At 73.3% G+C, this 22,191-nt stretch carries 20 protein-coding genes; 8 read left to right on the top strand and 12 right to left on the bottom strand.

What is annotated here, in order from left to right:
* Positions 1-124 precede the first annotated feature (124 nt).
* Positions 125-796 (top strand): hypothetical protein, encoded by a 672-nt coding sequence (locus AC0VX4_RS08330; RefSeq protein ID WP_475464224.1) that lies wholly within the window; start codon positions 125-127, stop codon positions 794-796.
* Positions 797-958: 162 nt separating this feature from the next.
* Here the strand turns inward: AC0VX4_RS08330 and AC0VX4_RS08325 are convergent, their stop codons facing one another.
* The gene (locus AC0VX4_RS08325) at positions 959-2,365 is read right to left on the bottom strand and encodes a tyrosine-protein kinase domain-containing protein (RefSeq protein WP_475464223.1); all 1,407 of its coding nucleotides are present in this window, start codon (positions 2,363-2,365) and stop codon (positions 959-961) included.
* A gap of 168 nt (positions 2,366-2,533) precedes the next feature.
* On the opposite strand from AC0VX4_RS08325, the gene AC0VX4_RS08320 reads away from it, so the two are divergent.
* From AC0VX4_RS08320 to pth, 3 genes are all read left to right on the top strand, one after another.
* Entirely contained in the window at positions 2,534-3,844 is a 1,311-nt protein-coding gene (locus AC0VX4_RS08320) for an O-antigen ligase family protein (protein WP_475464222.1), read from the top strand.
* A 185-nt stretch (positions 3,845-4,029) separates the two neighbouring features.
* Positions 4,030-4,668, top strand: coding sequence for a 50S ribosomal protein L25/general stress protein Ctc (locus AC0VX4_RS08315; protein WP_141843152.1), 639 nt, complete (start codon positions 4,030-4,032; stop codon positions 4,666-4,668).
* A gap of 7 nt (positions 4,669-4,675) precedes the next feature.
* Positions 4,676-5,251: an aminoacyl-tRNA hydrolase gene (gene pth, locus AC0VX4_RS08310; protein ID WP_475464221.1), complete on the top strand. Its 576-nt coding sequence runs from the start codon at positions 4,676-4,678 to the stop codon at positions 5,249-5,251.
* Between the two features lie 46 nt (positions 5,252-5,297).
* Here pth and AC0VX4_RS08305 read toward each other — a convergent pair whose 3' ends face one another.
* Together AC0VX4_RS08305 and AC0VX4_RS08300 are read right to left on the bottom strand one after the other, a co-directional pair.
* A complete protein-coding gene (locus AC0VX4_RS08305) occupies positions 5,298-5,873 on the bottom strand; it encodes an arsenate-mycothiol transferase ArsC (RefSeq protein WP_437367050.1) in 576 nt (191 codons plus the stop codon).
* 83 nt (positions 5,874-5,956) lie between these two features.
* The gene (locus tag AC0VX4_RS08300) at positions 5,957-6,484 is read right to left on the bottom strand and encodes a DUF2505 domain-containing protein (RefSeq protein ID WP_101967314.1); all 528 of its coding nucleotides are present in this window, start codon (positions 6,482-6,484) and stop codon (positions 5,957-5,959) included.
* A 183-nt stretch (positions 6,485-6,667) separates the two neighbouring features.
* Here AC0VX4_RS08300 and AC0VX4_RS08295 point away from each other — a divergent pair, with 183 nt between their 5' ends.
* A complete protein-coding gene (locus AC0VX4_RS08295) occupies positions 6,668-7,732 on the top strand; it encodes a TlpA family protein disulfide reductase (protein ID WP_475464220.1) in 1,065 nt (354 codons plus the stop codon).
* On the top strand, positions 7,729-11,385 hold the full coding sequence (mfd, locus tag AC0VX4_RS08290; RefSeq protein ID WP_475464219.1) for a transcription-repair coupling factor: 3,657 nt from the start codon (positions 7,729-7,731) through the stop codon (positions 11,383-11,385). Before AC0VX4_RS08295 ends, mfd begins: the two co-directional genes overlap by 4 nt.
* 6 nt (positions 11,386-11,391) lie before the next feature.
* Here mfd and AC0VX4_RS08285 read toward each other — a convergent pair whose 3' ends face one another.
* Positions 11,392-11,724, bottom strand: coding sequence for a PqqD family protein (locus AC0VX4_RS08285; protein ID WP_141843162.1), 333 nt, complete (start codon positions 11,722-11,724; stop codon positions 11,392-11,394).
* The gene (locus tag AC0VX4_RS08280; protein WP_475464218.1) at positions 11,714-12,601 is read right to left on the bottom strand and encodes a nucleotidyltransferase family protein; all 888 of its coding nucleotides are present in this window, start codon (positions 12,599-12,601) and stop codon (positions 11,714-11,716) included. The genes AC0VX4_RS08285 and AC0VX4_RS08280 overlap by 11 nt, the downstream gene beginning before the upstream one ends.
* Positions 12,602-12,910: 309 nt before the next feature.
* Between AC0VX4_RS08280 and AC0VX4_RS08275 the strand changes: the two genes are divergently transcribed.
* A complete protein-coding gene (locus tag AC0VX4_RS08275) occupies positions 12,911-13,486 on the top strand; it encodes a hypothetical protein (RefSeq protein WP_475464217.1) in 576 nt (191 codons plus the stop codon).
* Between the two features lie 108 nt (positions 13,487-13,594).
* On the opposite strand, the gene AC0VX4_RS08270 is transcribed toward AC0VX4_RS08275, so the two are convergent.
* The gene (locus AC0VX4_RS08270; RefSeq protein ID WP_475464216.1) at positions 13,595-14,974 is read right to left on the bottom strand and encodes a tyrosine-protein kinase domain-containing protein; all 1,380 of its coding nucleotides are present in this window, start codon (positions 14,972-14,974) and stop codon (positions 13,595-13,597) included.
* 126 nt (positions 14,975-15,100) lie between these two features.
* Between AC0VX4_RS08270 and AC0VX4_RS08265 the strand changes: the two genes are divergently transcribed.
* Positions 15,101-16,435, top strand: a complete 1,335-nt coding sequence (locus tag AC0VX4_RS08265) for an O-antigen ligase family protein (protein ID WP_475464215.1) — start codon at positions 15,101-15,103, stop codon at positions 16,433-16,435.
* Positions 16,436-16,445: 10 nt separating this feature from the next.
* Here the strand turns inward: AC0VX4_RS08265 and AC0VX4_RS08260 are convergent, their stop codons facing one another.
* From AC0VX4_RS08260 to AC0VX4_RS08235, 6 genes are all read right to left on the bottom strand, one after another.
* Positions 16,446-17,387 (bottom strand): arsenate-mycothiol transferase ArsC, encoded by a 942-nt coding sequence (locus AC0VX4_RS08260; RefSeq protein ID WP_145032298.1) that lies wholly within the window; start codon positions 17,385-17,387, stop codon positions 16,446-16,448.
* The gene (locus AC0VX4_RS08255; protein WP_145032301.1) at positions 17,384-18,451 is read right to left on the bottom strand and encodes an acyltransferase family protein; all 1,068 of its coding nucleotides are present in this window, start codon (positions 18,449-18,451) and stop codon (positions 17,384-17,386) included. Before AC0VX4_RS08255 ends, AC0VX4_RS08260 begins: the two co-directional genes overlap by 4 nt.
* A gap of 78 nt (positions 18,452-18,529) precedes the next feature.
* Positions 18,530-18,835 (bottom strand): hypothetical protein, encoded by a 306-nt coding sequence (locus AC0VX4_RS08250; protein ID WP_475464214.1) that lies wholly within the window; start codon positions 18,833-18,835, stop codon positions 18,530-18,532.
* Positions 18,836-18,893: 58 nt separating this feature from the next.
* Positions 18,894-19,583: a deoxyribose-phosphate aldolase gene (deoC, locus tag AC0VX4_RS08245; protein ID WP_145032306.1), complete on the bottom strand. Its 690-nt coding sequence runs from the start codon at positions 19,581-19,583 to the stop codon at positions 18,894-18,896.
* A 20-nt stretch (positions 19,584-19,603) separates the two neighbouring features.
* Entirely contained in the window at positions 19,604-21,334 is a 1,731-nt protein-coding gene (locus tag AC0VX4_RS08240) for a phospho-sugar mutase (protein WP_475464213.1), read from the bottom strand.
* Positions 21,334-22,179 (bottom strand): purine-nucleoside phosphorylase, encoded by an 846-nt coding sequence (locus tag AC0VX4_RS08235; RefSeq protein ID WP_475464212.1) that lies wholly within the window; start codon positions 22,177-22,179, stop codon positions 21,334-21,336. The genes AC0VX4_RS08240 and AC0VX4_RS08235 overlap by 1 nt, the downstream gene beginning before the upstream one ends.
* Positions 22,180-22,191: the final 12 nt, after the last annotated feature.

Genomic DNA, 22,191 nt, shown 5'->3' with positions numbered 1-22,191 from the left:
AAAATACATCTGGCATACATCTCCCCCCGAAAGGCCCCTCATGACTGCTCGCTCTGCTCACACCACCGCGTCAGGCCCAAGTCGACGCGCCGTCGCCACCGGTCTGGCCTGGTCTGTCCCCGCCGTGGCCATGGTCTCGGCGGCACCGTCCTTCGCCGCTTCGCTGCGCAAGGATCCCGGCATCAACGGCTGGGTGCAGGTCACGCGCCGTGGTACCAATTGCACCTCTCGTTCCATTGAGGTGACTTCGGCGCCCTCCAACCCGGGCACCACTCCCGACGGTGCGCCCTGGGGGCTCTACCTCTACGACGTCTCGAAGGACGCCAGCTACAGTGGCGCCAAGCTCGTCTACTGGGTGCGCGGTGACCACGTCAAGCAGAACAAGATCACCTGGAGTGCAGGCGCCCAGCATTCCGCGAAGTGGGGGCGTCCTGAGACGGGTGATCCGCAGATCAAGGCCGACGGTTTCATGTACACCCCCTACACCTGGACGTACACCGGCACCATCGACCCGAAGAACGTCAAGGATGACGGGCGGCTCTACCTAGAGAACTTCCATGTGTACACCAGTAGCTTCTCTCAGATGGAGGGGGGCAGGTGCGTGCCCCTGGACTACTGGGCGTACCGGGAGATCGTCGTGGATCCGGACGGGCCCAACGGCCCGCGGTCGCCCCAGACCCTGCACTTCGAGCGCCGCAACGGCGACAGCGGCCCCTACCCTCCCCGCGCTCAGGGGCGTTCGGCAGCCACGCCGGATGCCGAGGACGCGGCGCAGGTGCAGAGTCACAGCCTCTGAGCCGACCCGCCCCCGTCGCGTGGGTGCAACCCTGTCCGGGTTGCCCAGGCGAGGGAGCGCGCGCCGTGATCGACGAGGCCGCCGCCAGCACTGGCAGGCGCGCACAGACGTAGTGGGGCCCGCACCGGAAGGTGCGGGCCCCAGCGCGTGGAGGGACTGGCGTCAGCCCTTCTTCGCGCGTGCGGCCCGACGGGACTTCTTTCCGCCCTTGCCGGCCGCGCCGGTTCCCTTCAGGTACTTCTCGTGGGACTTGTGGTACGTGCTCTCGTACCCGTAGCCATAGGAGTAGCCGCCGCCGCGCTGGGAGCGCGCGACGCCGTTCATCACGACGCCCATCAGATGCGCGTCCACTGCGGCGAGATTCTCCACAGCCGCCTCCAGGTGGTCCTTGCGGGTCCGCCCCTGACGCACCACGAGCACAGTCCCGTCCACGGCCGTGGCCAGGAGCGAGCCGTCCGTGACGGGCAGCAGGGGAGGGGAGTCGACGATGACGAAGAAGTCCTCCGATGCCAGCTTCAGCAGGGCCCGCATGCGCTTCGAGCCCAGCAGCTCCGACGGGTTCGGGGGCGTCCGGCCGGCGGGAAGCAGCGTGAGGTTCGGGATGCCGGTCGCCGCGAGGGCGTCGTCCGGCTGCACCTCACCGGCCAGCACCTCGGACAGGCCCACGTCGCCCGCCACCTGGAAGAGGTCGTGCTGCCGGGGCCGCCGCAGGTCGGCGTCCACCACGAGCACCCGTTCGCCGGCCAGGGCCAGGGCGCGGGCCAGGTTCGATGCGACGGTCGACTTGCCCTCGGAGGGGTCCGCGCTCGTGAATGAGACGACGCGGGGCGGCTCGTCGACGGAGACGAACTTGAGATTGGTGCGCAGCGCCCGGATGGCCTCGCCGGCCCGGGGGTCGAGGTCCACGGCCTCCTCGCCCGTGCGGGTCAGGGACGCGTTCTCCGGGACGGCCCCGATGACGCCGGCGCCGGTGATCTCCTTCACGTCGGCGCGGCTGCGCACCTTCACGTCCAGGAGACGACGGAGCACGGCGATGGCGAGTCCCGCACCCAGTCCGGCCACCGCGCCCAAGAGGACGTTGCGCCGGGTGTCAGGGCTCACGGGGGCAGAGGGCACGCGGGCATCGGACAGCGGCACGACCTCCAGCGGGCTGTTCTTGTCCACGTCCGCCGCCACGTCCGCCGTCGCCTGCAGTGCACTGTTCGCCAGCTGCGCGGCGGTCTCGGGATCGGTCGAGGTGGCGGTCACCTTGATCATGCTGGACTCGGGGACGAGCACCGCGGAGAGCGAGCCGTCGCCGTCCTGCCCCGTGTCCTGTGCCACGCGTTCACGCACGGCCTCGCTGTTGATCAGGGCGACGTAGGCCTGAGCCCGGCTCTCGGCGGGCAGGTTGCTGGTGATGAGGCTCTGATCTGCAGCCCGGGCGGCGAGGAACCCCTGAGATTCGGATGCGTAGATCCGGGGCTGCAGTGCGGAGTAGCCCCAACCCAACAGACCCCCCACAAGGGCTGCTGCCAGGAGCAGCAGGAGGTTGGCGCGCAGGAGGCGGAAGAAGTCGACGATCGTCACGGAGCACCTCGGGGGTCATGGACGGGGATGCGCGGGCCGTTGTGGCCAGGAAACGCACAGGTCCACGGTACCAACACCCACCGTGCGCTCTGAGGCCCCGAGGACGAGGCCCGCCACCGCGCTACGCTGAGCCGAGTATTGCCCGGCGTCCACGAAAGGTTCCGCACCATGCGCCCGAGCACGCCCCGTGACCGGACGGCTGCCCGCGCTGTGGGGGCCGTCGCGCCACCCGAGGCCCGGCCTGCCAGGCGTCACGCCTCACTCGGCCTCGTCGAGGACGGTCAGGCCGCGTGGACCCGCTCCCCGTGGAATCCGCTGGTCACGTCGGCCTCGCCGCGGCTGTTCGAGGCCGTGCTGGCCATCGGCCTGGTGATGGAGGCGTTCACTGCTCCCGGCCTGCCGATCCCGTTCGCGGAGTTCTCGGCCATCCTTCTGCTCCTCCTGGCCTCGTTCCGGCAACCCCGCCGGGACCTCTCCCACTACGGCGTGCTGGCCCTCGTCGCACTGGCCCTGGTGGCGTATCTCGTCGCGGTGACCGTGCACAACGACCTCGACCCCACGCGTCGCGCCACGAGGATCACGCTCCTGATCCTGCTGATCTACGCCATCGCCAGCGAGCGGATCGACATCAAGGGCATCCTCTACGGGATGACGGTCGGTGCACTGATCAACGTGCCCCTCTTCTACGCGGGCCTGGCCCCGGACACCTACGGGGGCTACCTCACCGGCTTCCTGGGGGACAAGAACGTCTCCGGCCTCTTCTATGCGCTCCTGCCGGTGCTGCTCGTGGCCACCATGCAGCGCATGGGCCCGAAACTCCTCGTGCTGGGTGCCGGTGCCGCCCTGACCTTCCTCACCGGCTCGCGAACCTCGATGGCCGCGCTGCTCTGCGCGGTCGTGTGGATCCTCGTGAGCCCCTACCTGGGGCGGGTCCTGCGTATCGCACTGGGGGTCGTCATGGGTTGGTTCGTCAGCTGGGCCGAGGAGAACCTGGCCGACCTCGGCATCTTCGGAGACCGCACGGGCACGGACTGGTTCCGTGCGCAGATCCAGGAGGCGTCCGCGGAGAAGGTCGCGGACACGTCCTTCTTCGGCCAGGGCCTCTCCACGGCCTTCGTGGAGCTGGACGGCGTGACCATGTTCTTCCACAACTCCTACCTGGGGCTCCTCGTGGAGGGCGGCTGGCCGTTCCTGGTCGTCGTGGTCGGCGCCTACCTCTGGCTGTGCCTGCGGCCCTTCGCCCGGACGCACCGCTCGCCGTCCCGCGTGGCTGTCGAGGGGGCCGCGCTCATCATCCTGGTGACCTCCCTCCAGCTGGGTGAGGTGTTCATCACGATCTTCGGTGCCGTCGTCCTCGGTTGCGGCCTGCTGCTGAGCGCCCAGGAGAGTGACGAATCCCATGGCGCACCCGCGAAGGACCGGGCCCACCGCCGGAAGCTGGACCGCATCGTGGAGCGGTCCCGACGAGCGAACCGCTGAGCGCGACGAGCATCACCGGTGCTATCCTGTCCAGGTTGCCCAGGCGAGGGAGCGCGCGCTCCGTGATCGACGAGGCCGCCGCCGCGTGTCAGCATGCTGGCCCGCTGCGGCACTGAAGCCCCCTCCTGGCCGCATCCCGCGCCGCCCCCGGCTGCGCGGCCGAGACCCCCACAGGAGGACGCATCATGTCTGACCAGCTCAAGATCAAGGTCACCCGCCGCACCGACTTCGGCAAGGGTGCCGCCCGCCAGGCCCGCCGTGCCGGCCTGATCCCCGCCGTCGTCTACGGCCACGGCCAGGATCCCGTGCACCTGCTGCTGCCGGCCCAGGAGACCACCCTGGCCGTCCGCAACCCCAACGCCCTGCTCACCGTCGTGAACGAGGCCGGCGAGGAGCACCTGGTCCTGCCCAAGGACATCCAGCGCCACGCCATCAAGGACACCGTGGAGCACCTGGACCTCATCGAGGTCCGCCGCGGCGAGAAGGTCATCGTCGAGGTCACCGTGCATGTCGAGGGCGAGGTCGCCCCCGGCAACGACTACGTGCTGGACTACGTCACCGTGCCGGTCGAGGCCGAGGCCACCGACCTGCCCGAGGCCGTCACCATCTCCATCGAGGGCCGCGAGGCCGGCGACCACGTGTACGCCACGGACGTGCAGGTCCCCGCCGGCGCCACCCTGCAGCTCGAGGACGACATCGTCATCGCCACCGTCAGCGAGGTCGTCGAGCAGGACCTCGGCGACGAGTCCGTGCAGGAGGAGCAGGCCGCCGAGTCCGCTGAGGGCGAGCCCGCCGAGGGCGAGTCCGAGGGCTCCGAGGACTGATCACGCCGTGACGACGGGGACCACGCTCATCGTCGGGCTCGGCAATCCCGGGCCCGAGTACGAGCGCACCCGTCACAACGTCGGCCAGATGGTGGCGGATGAGCTCGCCTCCCGCATGGGGGTCGGGTTCACCCGCCACCGGGCCGGCGTCGTGGTGGCCACGGGCCGCCTCGGCATCGGGGGACCGCGGGTCGTGCTCGCGAAGTCCACCGGCTACATGAACGTCTCCGGACGCCCCGTCTCCGCGCTGGCGTCCTTCTACGGGATCGGCCCCGAGGACCTCGTGGTGGTCCATGACGAGCTGGACATCCCGTTCGACACCCTGCGCCTCAAGCGCGGCGGGGGAGAGGGCGGCCACAACGGCCTGAAGTCCATCACCGCCTCGCTCGGCACGAAGGACTACGCCCGCGTGCGCGTCGGCATCGGCCGGCCCCCGGGCCGCATGGACGTCGCCGACTTCGTGCTGCGCCCCTTCACCAAGCCCGAGCAGGACGTCCTGCCGCTGCACGTGGACCGCGCGGCGGACGCCGTGGAGAAGCTCGTCACGGACGGGCTCGAGGCCGCCCAGCAGGCGTTCCACTGAGCCCCCCGCCTCGCGGCGTGCCCGACGCGCGGGGCGCGTCCGGGTCTCAGCCCGCGAGGCTCACGGCGCGGGCCAGAGCGTCCGCGATGGTCTCCAGGGCGGGATCCAGGATCTGGATCATCTCCGCGTACCCCTCCACCGGCCCGCGGAACGGGTCCACGACGTCGAGGGGCTGGGCGGTCGACCGCGCGAGGGCCCGGTGGCGGGCCGCCTCGGCGGCGAAGGCACGCACTCCGCGACCGGCGGGGATCCAGTCCCGCCCGTCCCGCTGGTCCATCGCGCGGACCAGCGCCGCGAGCTCCAGCACGGTGAACACCCGCGCGACGGCCTGCGGCACTTCTTGGAGTGCGAAGCGCATGTGCTCCTGAGCCGCGGCCAACACGAGATCCGCCTCCGCCACCATGAACGGCTGCAACGCGGCGGGACGGTGGCCTTCCAGCCCGGTGACGCCGGCCTCGGCGCCGAGCCGCACGAGCGGCGGCGGCACCGTCAGGGCCTGGTTCGGCTGGGAGCCGGCGCTGCCGACCTCCACCCGGCCGGGGACCAGAGCCGCCAACCGGCCCTGCAGGGCCCGGCTCGCATAGGCCGAGCGGCACACGTTGCCGGTGCACACGATGAGCACGGCGTCCGGCGAGGGGAGGGCCCGGCGCCCCCGCCGGGCAGGCGGAGCCGAGCTCGACAGCGCCGGGCGACGGGAGAACGAGATCAACCGCGCGCGGCTCCGCCGTCACGCTCGAGCCACGAGGACAGCGCCCGGGCCTGGCGATTGACGACCTTGCCGACCATCGGCTCGGCCTTCGCGGCGAGCTTCGAGCCCACCAGCGGGATCCGGCAGACGAGGGTGCCGTCCACGGAGAACTGGGAACCCTCACCGGCGGCGGTCAGGCGGAGGGCGCCGTCCGCCGTCGCCTTGGCGGAGGGAACGGTGATGGTGGTGGTGCCGGCGCGGGAGCCGTCCGCGGCGGGCGCGTCCCAGCGCTCCACCTGCTCCACCTGGAGGGCGGAGCCGATGAGCTTGCGGGCCATGTCCGGGACACGGTCCGGGATGCGGTCCGCGGGCAGGGAACGCACAGCGGTCACGGTCATCGCGCCCTCCGGGGAGCCCTCGACGGAGAACGAGACCAGGGAGCCGCCGAAGGACTCGACCACGGAACGGTGGAAGTCCTCGGACGCCAGGGCGGCCGCCACGGCCGCCGGCGGGTGCGGGATGGACTGCTGAGCGGAAAAGGCCACGGTGTCTCCTCGGGTCGAATCGGGCCGCGCCCGGCGGGCCGTGAGAGGGCCGGCACCGGTTCGCCGACGGCGATGGGCGTCCATCCCTCACCTTATATGCTGGCCTCCGCGACCCGGGTCCCGTGCACGGTGCCGGGACCGGCCGCGCGACCCCTCGTGAACCCCCTGGAAGGTGTGTCCGCCATGTCGGCACTCTGGGCCGTGGCCCTCATCATGCTCCTGAGCGGGACGGCGAAGCTCCGTTCCGGCGAGGACGTGCAGGCCACGTTCACCCGACTCAGGGTGCCCCGCCCGTTCGCGGCCCCCGCCCTGGCGCGCGCGTTCCCCTGGCTCGAGCTGCTGCTCGCCGTCGCCCTCCTGCAGCCCTTCACCCTGCTGCGTCCCGTCGTCGGCCTGGTGGCCGTGGCCCTCTTCGCCGCCTTCCTCGCGCTCGTGGTCCGGGCCCAGGACGACGGCGTCTCGTGCGGCTGCTTCGGCGAGGCCTCGGCCGCCCCGATCTCCCGCACCACCGTGGTCCGCAACGTCGTCTTCCTGGCCCTCGCCGTCCTGGCCCTGGCCGAGGGGATCGTCTCGCTGGCGGTGCACGGCGCGGGCCTGGCCTGGCAGCCTCTCACCGCCTTCGGCGCCGGGGCGTGGGCGTGGGCCCTGCTCGTGTCCGTGCTGCTCGCGACCGCCGCGTTCCTGGCCGGGCGCGAGTCCGTCCCGGCCGCACCCGACGCCGCCCCGGCGACGCCCACGCCCGAGGCCCCGGCCGCCGTCGACCCGGCCGACGGCGCCGAGCCCGAACGCCACCCGTTCCCGGACGCCGTCGTGGTCGCGGACGGCGAGTACATCGGTCTGCACCGGCTGGTCGCGGACGGGGCCGTGGTGGCCCTGCGCCTGTCCACGGGGTGCGGCTCCTGCGCGCGGGTGATCGAACGGCTGGACGAGTTCAAGGACGCGCTCGGGCCGGTCCGGCTGCGGGTCCTCATGCCCCAGCACGCCCCCGGCGCCGAGGGGGCGATCCGCAGCGGCGCCGTCGACGCGTCGCTCGTGCTCGCCGACCCGGCCGGCGCCGCCTCGCAGGCCCTCGGCCTGCACTCGTTCCCCACCGCGGTGCTGCTCGGCACGGACCGGCTCACCGCCGGCGGCCCGGTGGGCGGCGCCGACGACGTCCTCGCCTTCCTCGAAGAGATCCGGGAGATCATGACCGCCGAACTGCCCGCCGCCACGGACGGCTCCACCGCCACCCCGGAGGTCCGCGCATGAGCGCCCCCGAGACCACCCCCGTCCTCGCCCCGCTGCTGCCGCGCCTGCGCGCCGAACGCGCGCTCGAGGCGGCCGCCGCCTCCGCCTCCCGGCCGCTCGAGTCCCGAGGCGTCGAACTCGAGATCGGTCTGCCCGACGGCGCCCGCGCGCCCCTGCTGACCGTCCTGGCCGAGGCGCTGGCCGAGGGCCACGGCGAGCGCGCCGCCGTCCTCGTGGTCACCGCGACCACCCGCGAGGCCGAGGACCTCGTGACCGACCTCGCCGCCTGGGCCCCCGCCGGCGCCGCCGCGCTGTTCCCGTCCTGGGAGACGCTGCCCCACGAGCGCCTGTCCCCGCGCTCGGACACCGTGGGCGCGCGCCTGGCCGTGCTGCGCCGCCTCGCCCACCCGGAGGAGCACGCGGAGGGCCCGCTGCGCATCGTCGTCGCCCCCGTGCGCGCCGTGCTGCAGCCCCTCGTGGCCGGGCTCGGCGAGCTGAGCCCGGTGACCCTGCGGACCGGAGAGGAACGGGACTTCGACGGCGTGGTGGCCGCGCTCGCGGACGCCGCCTACTCGCGCGTGGACATGGTCAGCCGACGCGGCGAGTTCGCCGTGCGCGGCGGGCTGATCGACGTGTTCCCGCCCACCGAGGACTACCCCGTGCGCATCGAGTTCTTCGGCGACGAGGTGGAGCAGATGCGCTGGTTCTCCGTGGCGGACCAGCGCTCCCTCGAGGACACCACGGAGGACGGCTCGGGCCACCCCTCCGAGCTGTACGCGCCCCCGTGCCGCGAGCTGCTGATCACGGACCACGTGCGCCGGCGCGCGAAGGAGCTGATCCCGGCCATGCCCGCCGCCGCGGACATGCTGGACCGGATCGCCGAGGGCGTGGCCGTGGAGGGCATGGAGTCCCTCTCCCCGCTGCTGGCCGAGGCCATGACGTCGCTGCCCCGCATGCTGCCCACAGGCTCGCTGACCGTCCTCGTGGAGCCCGAGCGCCTGCGCGGCCGCGCCGACGACCTGCTGGCCACCAACGAGGAGTTCCTCCAGGCCGCGTGGGCCGGCGCCGCGCAGGGCGCGGTCGCCCCGGTGGACGTGGCCGGGGCGGACCAGTCCGCCGCGGGAGGCTTCCTCACGGTGGCCGAACTCCGCGCGGCCGCCCTCGAGCAGGACCAGGGGTTCTGGTCCGTCACCGCGCTGGTCTCGGACGAGGAGCTGCTGCCCGACGCCGCCACCCTGCGCGCCACGCTCGGCGTCGCGCAGACCTTCTCGGGCGACATCGAGGCCATGGTCGCGCACACCCGCGTCCGGCTCGCGGAGGGGTGGCATGCCGTGGTCCTCACCGACGGCCCCGGCTCCGCCCGCCGTCTCGCCGAGCTCAACGCGGAGGCCGGCCTCACGGCCTCCGTGGTGGACGGGCCCCTGCCCGCGGACCTCGCCCCGGGGCGGGTCTCCATCGCGACGGCGCCCGTCGGCTCCGGCTTCACGATCCCGGACGCGCAGATCGCCCTGATCACGGAGCACGACCTGTTCGGCCGGCACCGCACCGCGGGCACGCGCGCCCCCGGAGCGCGGCTGGCCCGGAAGCGGCGCAACGCCGTCGACCCGCTGACCCTGCAGCCCGGCGACCACGTGGTGCACTCCCAGCACGGCATCGCCCGCTTCGTGGAGCTGCAGCGCCGCAAGGTCACCGGCGGCCCGCGCACCGCCCCCGGCGCCGAGGAGTCCTACCGCGAGTACCTCGTGCTGGAGTACGCGCCTTCGAAGCGCGGCGCCCCCGGCGACCGGTTGTTCGTGCCCACCGACCAGCTCGACCTGATCTCCACCTACGTGGGCGGGGAGACGCCGTCGCTGTCCAAGATGGGCGGCTCGGACTGGGCGCAGACCAAGTCCAAGGCCAAGCGCGCCACCCGCGAGATCGCCGGCGAGCTCATCCGTCTGTACTCGGCCCGCATGGCCTCGCGCGGCCACGCGTTCGCCCCGGACACCCCGTGGCAGGGCGAGCTGGAGGAGGCGTTCCCGTTCATCGAGACGCCGGACCAGCTGACCACCATCGAGGACGTCAAGAAGGACATGGAGGCGGCCGTCCCCATGGACCGGCTCGTCTCCGGGGACGTCGGCTTCGGCAAGACCGAGGTGGCCGTGCGCGCCGCGTTCAAGGCGGTGCAGGACGGCAAGCAGGTGGCCGTGCTCGTCCCGACGACGCTGCTCGCCCGCCAGCACCACCAGACGTTCTCCGACCGGTTCGCCGGCTTCCCCGTGAAGGTGGCCGCGCTCTCCCGGTTCCAGACCGCCAAGGAGTCCAAGGAGGTCGTCGAGGGGCTCGCGCACGGTGAGGTGGACGTGGTGATCGGCACCCACCGGCTGCTCTCCGACCAGGTGCAGTTCAAGGACCTGGGCCTGGTGATCGTGGACGAGGAGCAGCGCTTCGGCGTCGAGCACAAGGAGGCGCTGAAGAAGATGCGCACCAACGTGGACGTGCTCGCCATGTCCGCCACGCCCATCCCGCGCACCCTCGAGATGTCCCTCACCGGCATCCGTGAGACCTCCACGCTGGCCACCGCCCCGGAGGAGCGCCACCCCGTGCTCACCTCGGTGGGCCCGTACTCGGACCAGCAGGTCACCGCGGCCATCCGCCGCGAGCTGATGCGCGAGGGCCAGGTGTTCTACGTGCACAACCGCGTCACCACCATCGACAAGGTGGCCAAGCGCATCGCCGAGCTGGTGCCGGAGGCCCGGATCGCCGTCGCCCACGGCAAGATGAGCGAGGCCCGGCTCGAGCAGATCATGGTGGACTTCTGGGAGCGGAAGTTCGACGTGCTCGTCTCCACCACGATCATCGAGACCGGCCTGGACATCGCCAACGCCAACACCCTGATCGTGGAGGACGCCCACCGCTACGGCCTCTCGCAGCTGCACCAGCTGCGCGGCCGCGTGGGCCGTGGCCGCGAGCGGGCGTACGCGTACTTCCTGTACGACCCGCAGAAGCCCCTGGGCGAGGTGGCCCTCGAACGCCTCAAGGCCGTGGCCACCCACAACGAGCTCGGCGCGGGCATGCAGCTGGCCATGAAGGACCTGGAGATCCGCGGCGCCGGCAACCTGCTGGGCGGGGAGCAGTCCGGGCACATCGCCGGCGTGGGCTTCGACCTGTATCTGCGGATGGTGGGCGAGGCCGTGGCCGACTTCAAGGGCGAGGAGGACACCGCGCCCGCCGAGGTGAAGGTGGAGCTGCCGGTCAACGCCCACCTGCCGCACGACTACGTGCCGGGGGAGCGGCTGCGCCTGGAGATGTACCGCAACCTCGCCCAGGCCGCGGACGACGCCGCCGTGGACGCCGTGGTGGAGGAGCTCAAGGACCGCTATGGCCCGCTGCCGGAGCCGGTGGAGGCGCTCGTCGCCGTCGCCCGGTTCCGCAACCGGGCGCGGGCCGCGGGCGTCACCGAGGTGATGCTGCTGGGGCAGAACGTGAAGTTCGGCCCCGTCGCGGACCTGCCGGAGTCCCGTCAGATGCGCCTGACCCGCATGTACAAGGGCGCCCAGGTCAAGCCGGCCCTGAACGGCGTCCTCATCCCGCGGCCCAAGACCAAGCCGGTCATGGGTCAGGACCTCGTGGACGTCCCGCTGCTCGAGTGGGCGCAGCAGGTGGTCGACGCGATCTTCGCGCCGGAGGGCTGAGCCGGGTCAGGCCGTCCGCACGCGGACGAGGACGCCGTGCGCCTCGAGCATCTCGAGGAAGGCGTGGACGTCGGCTGCGACGTCGGCGGGGTCGAGGCCGAACGCCTCCGCCACCTGGACCGTGACGTCCGTCGTCGACAGCGGCGCCGGCGGATCCGCGACCAGGTCGTCCGCCGGGGTGCGGCCGCCCACGAGGACGTCCCAGATCACGTCGCCCGAGGCGCTCAACAGCAGCGGCTGACCGGCCTCGAGCGTCATGACGGCGGTCTGGCCGCCGGCGGTGCGGGCCCACGCGATGTCGGGGGCGAGGGCCCAGCCCTCGGTGGTCTCAACGGTCACGGCGCACCGCCTTCGTCCAGGCCCAGCCGGCGAGTGCGCCGAGCCGGGCGCGCTGCTCGCGCCACAGGTCCGCGCGGGTGACAGGCCGGCCCAGGCGCATCTGCAGATGGGGGCGGTTCACCGGGATCGTGCGGGCCACGAGGGCAGCCCGCTCCCGCGCCGTGGCGGCCGACTGCCACCGGGTGCGGAACAGCTCGAGACCGCTTTGGCTCTCGTGCAGCGCCGCGAAGAGGGTCAGCTGCCGGGTGTCGGCGCCGTCGGCGGCCTCGCCCGTGGCGACGTGCCAGGCCGCACCCGCGTCCAGGCGGTGGGCTTCCTGCCGCAGGGCGGCCCAGCTCTCGGCGGGCAGGGATTCCCGGATGTGCCGGACGTCGTGCGCGCCGCGATACGGGTCGCGGGCCGCGTGGACGATGACGACGAGCCGCTGGTGGCACGGGCTCGGCACCGGAACGGGCCGGCCGGCGATCACGAGGTGGGTGCGCTCGCTCCACAGGGCGTCGAAGGCCGCCTCGGGGGACGGGCCGAGTCCGGGGAAGAGTCGATGCACGTCCACGTACCCCAGCTGGTCATGCCAGAGCGTGGCCGCGTGCTGGAAGATCGACCCCTCCGAGAAGGTGGCGACCGGCTCCCAGCCGTGGGAGCGCAGGAGCGCGGTGACGGCGGCGGCATCGGCCGGATGGACCAGCAGGTCCACGTCCGAACTGCGGCGGTGATCGGGGTAGACGCCGGGCTCGGTGGCGTAGCCCTTGAGGTGCAGGCTGCGGATGCCGGCCCGGTCCAGCAGATGCGCGATGCGGGCGTGGGCGAGGCGGACGCGGACCTCGAGGTCCAAGGACGGCGGGGCGGCCGGTCGCTGTCCCGTGGCTCGTTCCCCCATGGCCGGGAGCTTAGTCCACCGAAAGGAGGGCCGCCGTCGACCGTGCTTGGTACACAGCTCGCCCTCAGTGGACTTCGCGTGGATTCCCGAGTCGACGCACGGAATCCCCTTGTTTCCGGGGGTGACATCTCGGGCGCCCGTGAGGCGCATGCGAGTGGACTGGTACTAGGCTGTGCAGCGTGTTTAGAATCAACTGACGAGCCCCACAGCTGATGCTCACCGAGTAGGCCGCGGTGCTCCGTCCACTCGCGTGACTCCTGACCCCGTTCGGCCGCGAAAGCCACACCTCGACTCGAAACGAGTGAAGCCATGCAGAAGAGCACCTCCCCCCTCTCCCGCCGTAAGGTGACCGCTGGCATCGCGTGGTCGGTTCCGGCGGTCGCCGCCGTCGCCGCTGCCCCGTTCGCCGCCGCCTCCCCCTCGTGCGTCAACACCGCGAGCACGGAACCGGTGAAGTACCCCGGCAATTCGGCTGGTGGAGGTGGCAAGCTGAAGCACGCCTACGGCTTCTCCGTCACCGTGACCAACCCGACGCGTGGCCGGATCCGACTGTCTGCGAAGAGCGTGCTCATCGACTTCGAGAAGAAGGGCACGTACACCGGTGCCCAGCTGATGATCTTCGACAAGGATCCGTGCCTGGGCGGCGTGCAGCTGAATGGCAACAGCGACCGGCTGATCCTCGAGCCTTCCGGGACCGCCGGGGACACCCGCACGTTCTGGTTCGTCGTGAGCAACACCGGCAACTCGGCCAACGATGCCGGCTGCATCCGCGCCACTCTGGGCGTGGCTCTGGTCAAGGGTAGCCAGCCCGTGGCCAACCTGTGCACCGAGGCCGCGGTGCACAAGGCCTGCTTCACGGCCACCCCGCCGTCGGCTGTCTGCTGATCTTCTGAGCGCCACCGCGAAGGGTCCCGCCTCCTCAGAGGCGGGGCCCTTCTGCATCCCCGGGCCTGCGCCGTCGGTGCGACGACCTGGCCCCGCAGCCGGGCGCGGTCAGCGTCGCGACGCGTCGGCCGCGGCGTCGGCGGCGTCCCGGGGCGCCTGGTAGTAGACGTCATAGCTGCCGCCGTCCGCGCCGTAGCCCCCGCCGTAGTAGTCCGAGCCCACACCGGAGGCCGGGGTGCCGTTGAGCACGACGCCGAGCACCCGGGCGTTGACGCCCGCGAGCATGTCCCGGGCCACCTCGAGGTGCTCCTTGCGGGTCTCGCCGTGGCGGACCACCAGGACGGTGCCGTCCACCGCCGCGGCGAGCAGGGTGGAGTCCGTGACGGGCAGCACGGGCGGGGCGTCCACGAGCACCATGTGCGTCTCGGCGAGGGCGGTGAGCAGGTCCCTCATCCGCTCGGAGCCGAGCTGTTCGGACGGGTTCGGGGGAGTGCGGCCGGCAGGCAGGAGGAGCAGCCCGTCCTCACCCACGGGGATCAGCACGTCCTGGAGGGCGACGTCCCCGTTGAGGACCTCGGACAGGCCCACACGGCCGTCGACGCCGAACTGCAGGGCCTGGCGGGGGCGACGCAGATCGGCGTCGATGAGGATCACCGGCTGGCCGGCGGCCGCCACGGTCAGGGCCAGGCTGCCGATCACCGTCGACTTGCCCTCGCCGGGGTTCGAGCTGGTGAACGCGATGGTGCGGGGCGGATCGTCCACCGCAGCGAACCGCAGATTGGTGCGCAGCTGGCGCACCGCCTCCGACGCGCGGGGGGAGAGGGGCGCCATCGGCGCCGTGCGTTCCGCCTTCATGCTGGGATCCAGGGGGATGGCGCCGAGCAGGCCCGCCCCGCCCGCCACCTGGGCGTCCGTCGTCGTCCGCACGTTGACGTCCAGCAGCCGCCGCAGGAACGCGACGACCAGACCGAGGACGAGGCCTGCGCCCAGGCCGTACAGCAGGTGGCGGACGTGGTCCGGGCTCGAGGGGGCGGCCGGCGCGAGGGCGTCCTCCATGGCCGTGACCGTGACGTTGGACGTCGGATCGAGCTCGTTCGCCACGTCGGCGGTCGCCACGAGCGCCCCGTTGGCCAGCGCGGCGGCCTGCTGCGCATCGGGGGCCACGGCGGACACCGTGATGAGGTTCGAGTTCGGCACCAGGGCGGCGCTCATGGTCGCGCCGACGGTGTCCAAGCCCTCGGCCGCGATCCGCTCACGGACCGTGCGGCTGTTGATCAGGGGGATGTAGGACTGGGCGCGGGTCTGGGCGGTCTCGGTGCCGGAGATGCTCGCCTCCCCCTCCACCGTGACGAACGCGGTCGAGGTCGCGGTGTACAGCGTGGGCTGCAGCAGCGAGTAGAGGAGGCCCATCGCCAGGCCCAGGGCGGCGCACCCCAGGATCACCAGGCGGTTCGCGCGCAGCACACGGAGGAAATCGATGACGTTCATGGGGTCCCAGGATCGGAGGGCAGCGACTCAGCTCACTCTAACAAGCGGTACAGCCCATTCCATTGCACTCGTCTACGCTGAGCGTGGGGTGGAGATGTGCCCCGGCAGGTCGATGGAGGAGCGGTCATGACGGTGGGGCAGGACGCGCACGGACCGCGGCACTCCGACCCCCGCTACGTGGCCCTGCAGGCGGAGCGGGAGAGGCACGCCCGCGCCGCCGCCCGCGGCACCTCCGTGTGGTCGGCCGACCAGGACGCCGCCGTCCCGCGCGAGCCCCTGCGCATCCCCGAACTGCTGCTCGGAGCCCTGCTGGCCATGGAGGCGTTCGGCGTCCCCCTCGGCCCCGTGGCGCTCCCGCTGAACGAGGCGGGCATGCTCCTGCTGCTGGCCCTGGCGCTGTGCCGACGGTCCCGCCGCGATGTCTCCGCCCTCGGGCTGACCGCCGTGCTCGCCGTCGCCGTGCTGCTGTTCCTCGCGATCGTCTCCGTGTCCCAGGGCATCCCGGACCTGGAGTGGCTGCGCCGGTGGGTGCGGATGGCGGCCCTCGTCGGGCTCGTCGGCTGCATCGCCGGCGGCCGGCTCAGCCTGCGCTCGCTGGCCGTCGGGCTCGGCGCCGCCCTGGCCCTGAACGTGCCCCTCTTCTACGCCGGCCTCGTCCCCGCGCCCTACGGCCGTTTCCTGACCGGCGTCCTCGCGGACAAGAACGTGGCGGGCCTCTACTACGCGGCCATGCCGGTCCTGGCGCTCGCCCTCGTGCGGACGCGGCGGTGGAAGCTGATCCTGCTCGTCGCCGCCGCGGTGTGCGTCGTCCTCACGGGCTCCCGCACCTCCATGGCGGGCTTCGCCTGCGCCGTCGTGTGGCTCTGGCTGACGCCGCGGATGGGGGCGGGTCTACGCCTGGTCCTGCTGGCGGTCCTCGCCTGGGCGGTCGCGTTCGCCGAGGAGAACCTGGCCCGCATCGCCGTCTTCGCGGACCGCACCGGCACGGACTGGCTGCGCTCGAACATCCAGGCCGAGACCGCCGTGCGCGTCGCGGAGACGCCGTGGTACGGCCGGGGCCTCACCACGGCGTACGTGGACTTCGGCGGTGCCACGTGGCACTACCACAACTCCTACGCGGGCCTCTACACCGAGGGCGGCGTCGTGCTCCTCCTCGCCGTCCTCGGCGCCTACGCGTTCTTCGGGCTGCGCCTGTTCAGCGCCCGGCTGCGCACCCCCTCGCGCGTGGCGGTGGAGGCGGCGGCCGTCGTCGTGTTCGTCTCCGCGACCCAGCTGGGCGAGGTGTTCATCACGATCCCGAGCATGCTCATCGTCGCCGCCGGCGCGACCCTCTGGCTCGACGAGCGGGACGCCCCGCTCGAGAGCGAGGTGCTCGAGCGGCGCCGTCGTCGGGTCCTGGCCGCGGCGCGCCGGGGGCAGCGCGCACCGTCCTCCGGCGGGCACGCCGTCCCCGATCTCTGACGTCGGCCGGTCAGGCGCCCGTCGGGTCCTCGTCCTCCACGAGGTCCCCGTCCAGGGCCCGGGCGATCTCCCACGCCAGCAGTTCGACGATCGGCTGCGCGGTCTGCGCCATCGCGGCATAGCCCTCGGCGGGGCCGCGGAACGGGTCCGGCAGATCCGCGTCCGGCTGCTCTCCGTGGGCGATCAGGCGGGAGCGCAGCTCGGCCAGCGCGGTCACGAGCGCGGTGACGCCCGCGCCCGGAGGGACCGCAGCGGCGAGCTCCTCGCCGTGGTCGCGCAGGAGGGTGCCGATGCCGAGGATCGTGAAGGTCCGGCGCACCGCGGCGGGGTCCTCGCGCAGCACCTCGTCCAGGTGGTCGTCCGTCGCGGTCAGCACGAGGTCCTGGCCCGCCAGCGAACGCCCGGTCAGCTGCTGCGGTCGATGCTGTGTCAGCGCGGCGCGGACGCGGCGGCTCGGCGCGAGGTCGAGCAGCGGTCCGGGGACGGTCAGCGCCTGGTTCGGTTCCGTGCCCGCGCTCGTGACCTTCGCGCGAGCCCGGTCGCCGAGCAGGGCGTTGAGCTGCGCCTGCAGCGCGTACTCCACGTAGGCGGAGCGGCAGATGTTGCCCGTGCACACGACGAGGACGCGGGCGCTCGGCAGGACGCCGGGGGCACTGGTGGCCGGTGAGGCAGGCGCGGCCGGCTCAGCGGCCGCGGCGGTCGCGGGAGCCGCCGTGCGCTCGGCCGGCGTCGCACGCTGCCGCGGCGCGGCGGGGTCGGCCGGGTGGGGGCGGAACGCCGAGCCGAGCCGGAACTCGGCGAGGCGATCCTCCCGCGCCGTGGAGGCCGCCGGGGCGCCGACGTCACCGCCGTCACCCGCCGGGTGGCCGCCGTCGCGGGCCGGCACCTCGAGCTCCTCCGGGGTCGGCGGCAGAAACGGATTGCGGATCGGGGGGCGATGATCCCTGCTCATGGGTGTGTCCTCTCCGAGGCGGTCGTGACGCGCGGCAGCGCGGACGTGACGGGGTGCGGGGGCTCCACGCGTCGCAGGCGGTGCACCGGGTACCAGCGGCGGCGCGCCCCCGTGAACGGCTTGGACAGGGGGGTGGCGAGCAGGGCGAGGCCTGCCACCCAGCTGAGGGCGAGCGCGAGGGCGAACTTGGCGGCGTTGTCCTCCACGCCGTGGCGCATGAGCCACATCAGCACCCAGCCGTGCAGCAGCACCACCACCGTGCCCGTCCGGACCAGGGCGGTGATGACGCGGCGCAGGGCCTGACCCGTCCCGGTGCGTCGGGCGAAGGAGCGCAGCAGCCTCTCCACCATGGAACCGAACACGAGCACCATCCCCGCGGACATCAGGACGCCCACGGCGGGGGTGAGCACCGGCGTGCCGAAGCCGCCGAACTTGATGTTGGGCGGCTCCAGGCCCAGCCGGACCGCGACCAGCCCGAGCAGCACCAGGCCGACGCCGATGAGCGTCCGATGGCGCCGCACGTGCGGCTGGACGCGGCGGCGGAACATCTCCCCGCTGAGGACGAACAGCAGGCAGGGCAGGGCCAGCCCGACGCCCAGCGGCGTGCGGGCGATCGCGGAGTCCGGCACGAGGTGGGCCCACGCCAGCCCGGCCAGGCCCACCGCCCAGGCGACGGCGGACGGGAAGCGCTCGAGGAACCGGCGCAGCACCGTGGTGAAGAACAGGACGGAGATGAACCAGAACGCCCACCACGGGGGCTCCTGGTCCGCGCCCCCGTACCAGCCGGTGAGCACCAGGCGCCGCAGCAGGTCGGGGTCGTCGGCGAACCACGCGAACGCCGCCACGGACATGAGCGCCGCCCACACCAGGTACGGCACCATCAGGCTCCGGAAGCGGCCCCGCACGTCCTTGGCCCAGGGGCGGCCGCGCGTCCAGAAGTAGCCGGTGAGGAAGAAGAACAGCGGCATCCGCCAGATCTCCAGGTACCGGCTGAAGGTGAGGTCCGTCAGGTACGCGTGACCCAGCACCACCGCCGCGATGGAGACAAGCCGAAGGGCGTCCACCCCCGTGTTGCGGGTGGACGCCCTTCGGCGCGCGGCGGCCGGACGACCGGTGTCAGCGATCCTCGACTCCGGGACGGCTCAGCGGTGCGCGGCGCCGGTCTCGACGGCGTGGGCGCCGGTGGCGGCGTGCTCGACGGCGGGACGGGTGTGGATGGCGGTGGTGTCCACGGTGTCGCTGCGGCCCAGGAACACCTGGGGGATCATGAAGGCCACGGTGGCCAGGGCCAGCGCGATCAGGCCGGGGACCCAGACCGACTCGAGCGACCAGAAGCCCATGGCGTAGAGGCAGCCGAGGAACACGCCGAAGGCGACGATGAAGGCGATCAGGGAACCCCAGACGCCGCCCACGTTGGAGTGGTCGATGGCCTTGCCGTTGCGGATCACGTGATGCTCCTTCGGTGCGGTCCCGGCCGGGGCAGACGCCCGGCCGAAGTGATGCGAGTCAGTCGGATCCCAGGATAGCAAGCGCGGAGCTGGCCCCGATCCGGGTGGCACCTGCCTCGATCATCGCCAGGGCGTCCGCGCGGGTGCGCACCCCGCCGGAGGCCTTCACTCCGATGTCCTCGCCCACGGTGCGGCGCATCAGCGCGACGTGCTCGACGGTGGCGCCCGCGGTGGAGAAGCCCGTGGAGGTCTTGACGAAGTCCGCCCCGGCCTCGACCGCGGCCTCGCAGGCCAGGACGATCGCGTCGTCGTCCAGCAGGGCGGTCTCCACGATCACCTTGAGCAGCGCCCCGCCGTCGCCCGCGGGGCCGCCCGCATGCGCGGCCTCGGCCACGGCGCGGACGTCAGCGACGAGCCGGGCGCGGTCCCCGGCCCGGGCCGCGGCGACGTCGAGGACCATGTCCACCTCGTCCGCGCCGGCGTCGATCGCCTGCCGGGCCTCGAAGGCCTTGACCTCCGAGGCGTTGGCGCCGAGGGGGAAGCCGATCACGGTGCAGGTCAGCACGTCCGAGCCCGCGAGCTCGGCGGCCACCAGCGGCACCCACACGGGGTTGATGCAGACGCTCTTGACCCCGGCCTCGCGGGACTCGGCCACGAGGCGGCGCACGTCCGCCTCCGAGGTGTCGGCCTTCAGGGCGGTCGCGTCGATGTACTTCGCCAGCTCGGCGGTGGTGAGGGAGACGGTCATGTCCGCCAGCCTACCGAGGCTCAGCCGCCCACGAGGGCCGTCACCTCGGCGCGCAGCGCCTCGAGCCGCTCGGCGGCCGCGGCCGGGTCGGCGTCCCGGGTGCCGAGGTAGCACTTGAGCTTCGGCTCGGTGCCGGAGGGCCGCACGAGAACGCGGGTGCCGGAGTCGGTGGCGAACAGCAGCGCGTCCGTCGGCGGCAGCCCGTCCCCGCCGGCGGCCAGGTCCCGGCGCACGGTGACCGGCTCGCCCGCGAGCGTGGCCGGCGCCTGCTGACGCAGGGCCGCCATGGTGCGGGCGATCAGGGACAGGTCCGCCACGCGGACCGAGACCTGGGCGCTGGGCATGGCGCCGGTGACCGCGTCGACGTCGGCCAGGGCGTCCGTCAGGCCGCGTCCCTGCGCCTTGAGAGCGGCGGCCAGCTCCGCGGCCATGAGGGCGGCCGTGATGCCGTCCTTGTCCCGCACCATGTCCGGGTCCACGCAGTAGCCGAGGGCCTCCTCGTAGCCGAAGCCGAGGTCCGGGGCGCGGGAGATCCACTTGAAGCCGGTCAGCGTGACGTGGTGCGTCACCCCCTTCGCCTCGGCCAGGGCGGCCAGCTGCGGGGAGGAGACCACGGAGTTCGCGGCGCTGCGGCCGGCCGCGTGCAGGGCCGGCATCGCGTGCGCGCCCAGCAGCGTCCCGACGGCGTCGCCCGAGAGCATCCGCCACGTGCGCACGCCGTCCGCGTCGGTGACGGGCGCGGCCAGGGCCAGGCGGTCGGCGTCGGGGTCGTTGGCGATCACCAGGTCCGCGTCCACGTCGGCGGCCAGGGCGAGGGCGAGGTCCATCGCCCCCGGCTCCTCCGGGTTGGGGAACGCCACCGTGGGGAAGGCGGGGTCCGGGGCGGCCTGCTCGGCCACCACGTGGACGGGGCCGAAGCCGGCGTCCTCGAGCAGGCCCGGGACCACGGCGCCGCCCACCCCGTGCAGGGGCGTGTAGACCACGCGCAGGTCGCGGTGGCCGTGCCGGTCGTCGTCGAGCACGCCGAGGGCTGCCGCGCGGTAGGCCTCCAGCAGGTCCGGCCCGGCCACGGTCCAGCCGTCGTCGGCGAGCGGGATGTCCGTGGCCCACGCCGCGTGGTCGATGCGGGCGGCGATCTGCGCGTCCGCGGGGGAGACGATCTGCGCCCCCCGACCCGCCTCGTCCGTGAGCCGCCCGCCGAGGTAGACCTTGTAGCCGTTGTCCGCGGGCGGGTTGTGGCTGGCCGTGACCATCACGCCGGCGTCCGCGCTGAGATGGCGCACCGCGAAGGCGAGCACCGGCGTCGGCAGCGGATCCGGCAGCAGGACGGTCTGCACGCCCGCGGCCGTCAGGACGGCGGCCGTGTCCGCGGCGAAGGCGGCCGAACCGCGCCGCGCGTCGTACCCGACGACGGCCAGCGGCGGGGCCGCGTCCTGCCCGACGCCGTCCCACAGGTGGGCGGCCAGACCGGCCGCGGTGCGGCGCACCACGAGCCGGTTCATGCGGGACTCGCCCGGGCCCTCCTCCGCGCGCAGGCCGGCGGTGCCGAAGGCGAGCGGCCCGGCGAAGCGGGCGGCGAGCGCCGCCCGGGCGGCCGCGGCCTCCGGGCCGACGCCGGCGGCCGCGTCGAGCTCGGCGCGCAGGGTGTCCCGGTGCGCGGGATCGGGGTCCTCCGCCGCCCACCGCTCAGCCCGGGCGAGGACGTCCTCCGGCAGCGCGGCGACGTCGTCGTGCGGGGGATGCGCGGGCATCAGAGCCGCCCCACGATGTCCGCGAGCAGGCGCGCGATGCGCGGGCCGGCGGCCTGACCGGCCTCCACGACCTCGGCGTGGGACAGCGGCGTCTCCGAGATGCCGGCGCCGAGGTTGGTCACCAGCGAGATGCCGAACACCTCCAGCCCGGCGTGACGGGCCGCGATCGCGTCCAGTGCCGTGGACATGCCGACGAGATCGCCGCCGAGGGTGCGCGCCATCCGCACCTCGGCGGGGGTCTCGTACTGCGGGCCGGCGAACTGGACGTACACGCCCTCGCGCAGGGACGGGTCCACCTCGCGGGCGATCGCGCGCAGCCGCGGGGAGTAGAGGTCGGTCAGGTCCACGAACGTGGCGCCGGCGAGCGGGGTGGCGCCGGTGAGGTTGATGTGGTCCGCGATCAGGACGGGGGTGCCCGGGGCGATCTCCGGGTCCAGGCCGCCGCAGCCGTTGGTCAGCACCACGGTGCGCGCCCCGGCGGCGGCGGCGGTGCGGACCGTGTGCGCCACGGCCTGGGCGTCACGGGACTCGTAGAAGTGCGTGCGCGAGCCGAAGACGAGGGCGTGCGTGCCGTCCGGCAGTCGGACCGAGCGGATCACCGCGGTGTGGCCGGGCACCTTCGGGGCGTGGAAGCCGGGCACCTCGGCCAGCGGCACGGCGGCGACCTCGTCGCCGATCAGGCCGGCGGCCTCGCCCCAGCCGGAGCCGAGGACGACGGCGACGCGGTGCTCCGCCACGCCCGTCGCCCGGGCGATGGTGTCGGCGGCCGCGCGGGCCTCGGCGAAGCCCGGATGGTCGCCGGTCAAGGGGGAGTCGGGGGAGGGGATGCTGGTCTGGTCGGTCACGTCGTGGAGTCT

Source organism: Micrococcus sp. 63XJN7_8_ISO-PGPR-S23-253, from assembly GCF_056173425.1.
This window is presented reverse-complemented; position numbering and strand designations above follow the sequence as displayed.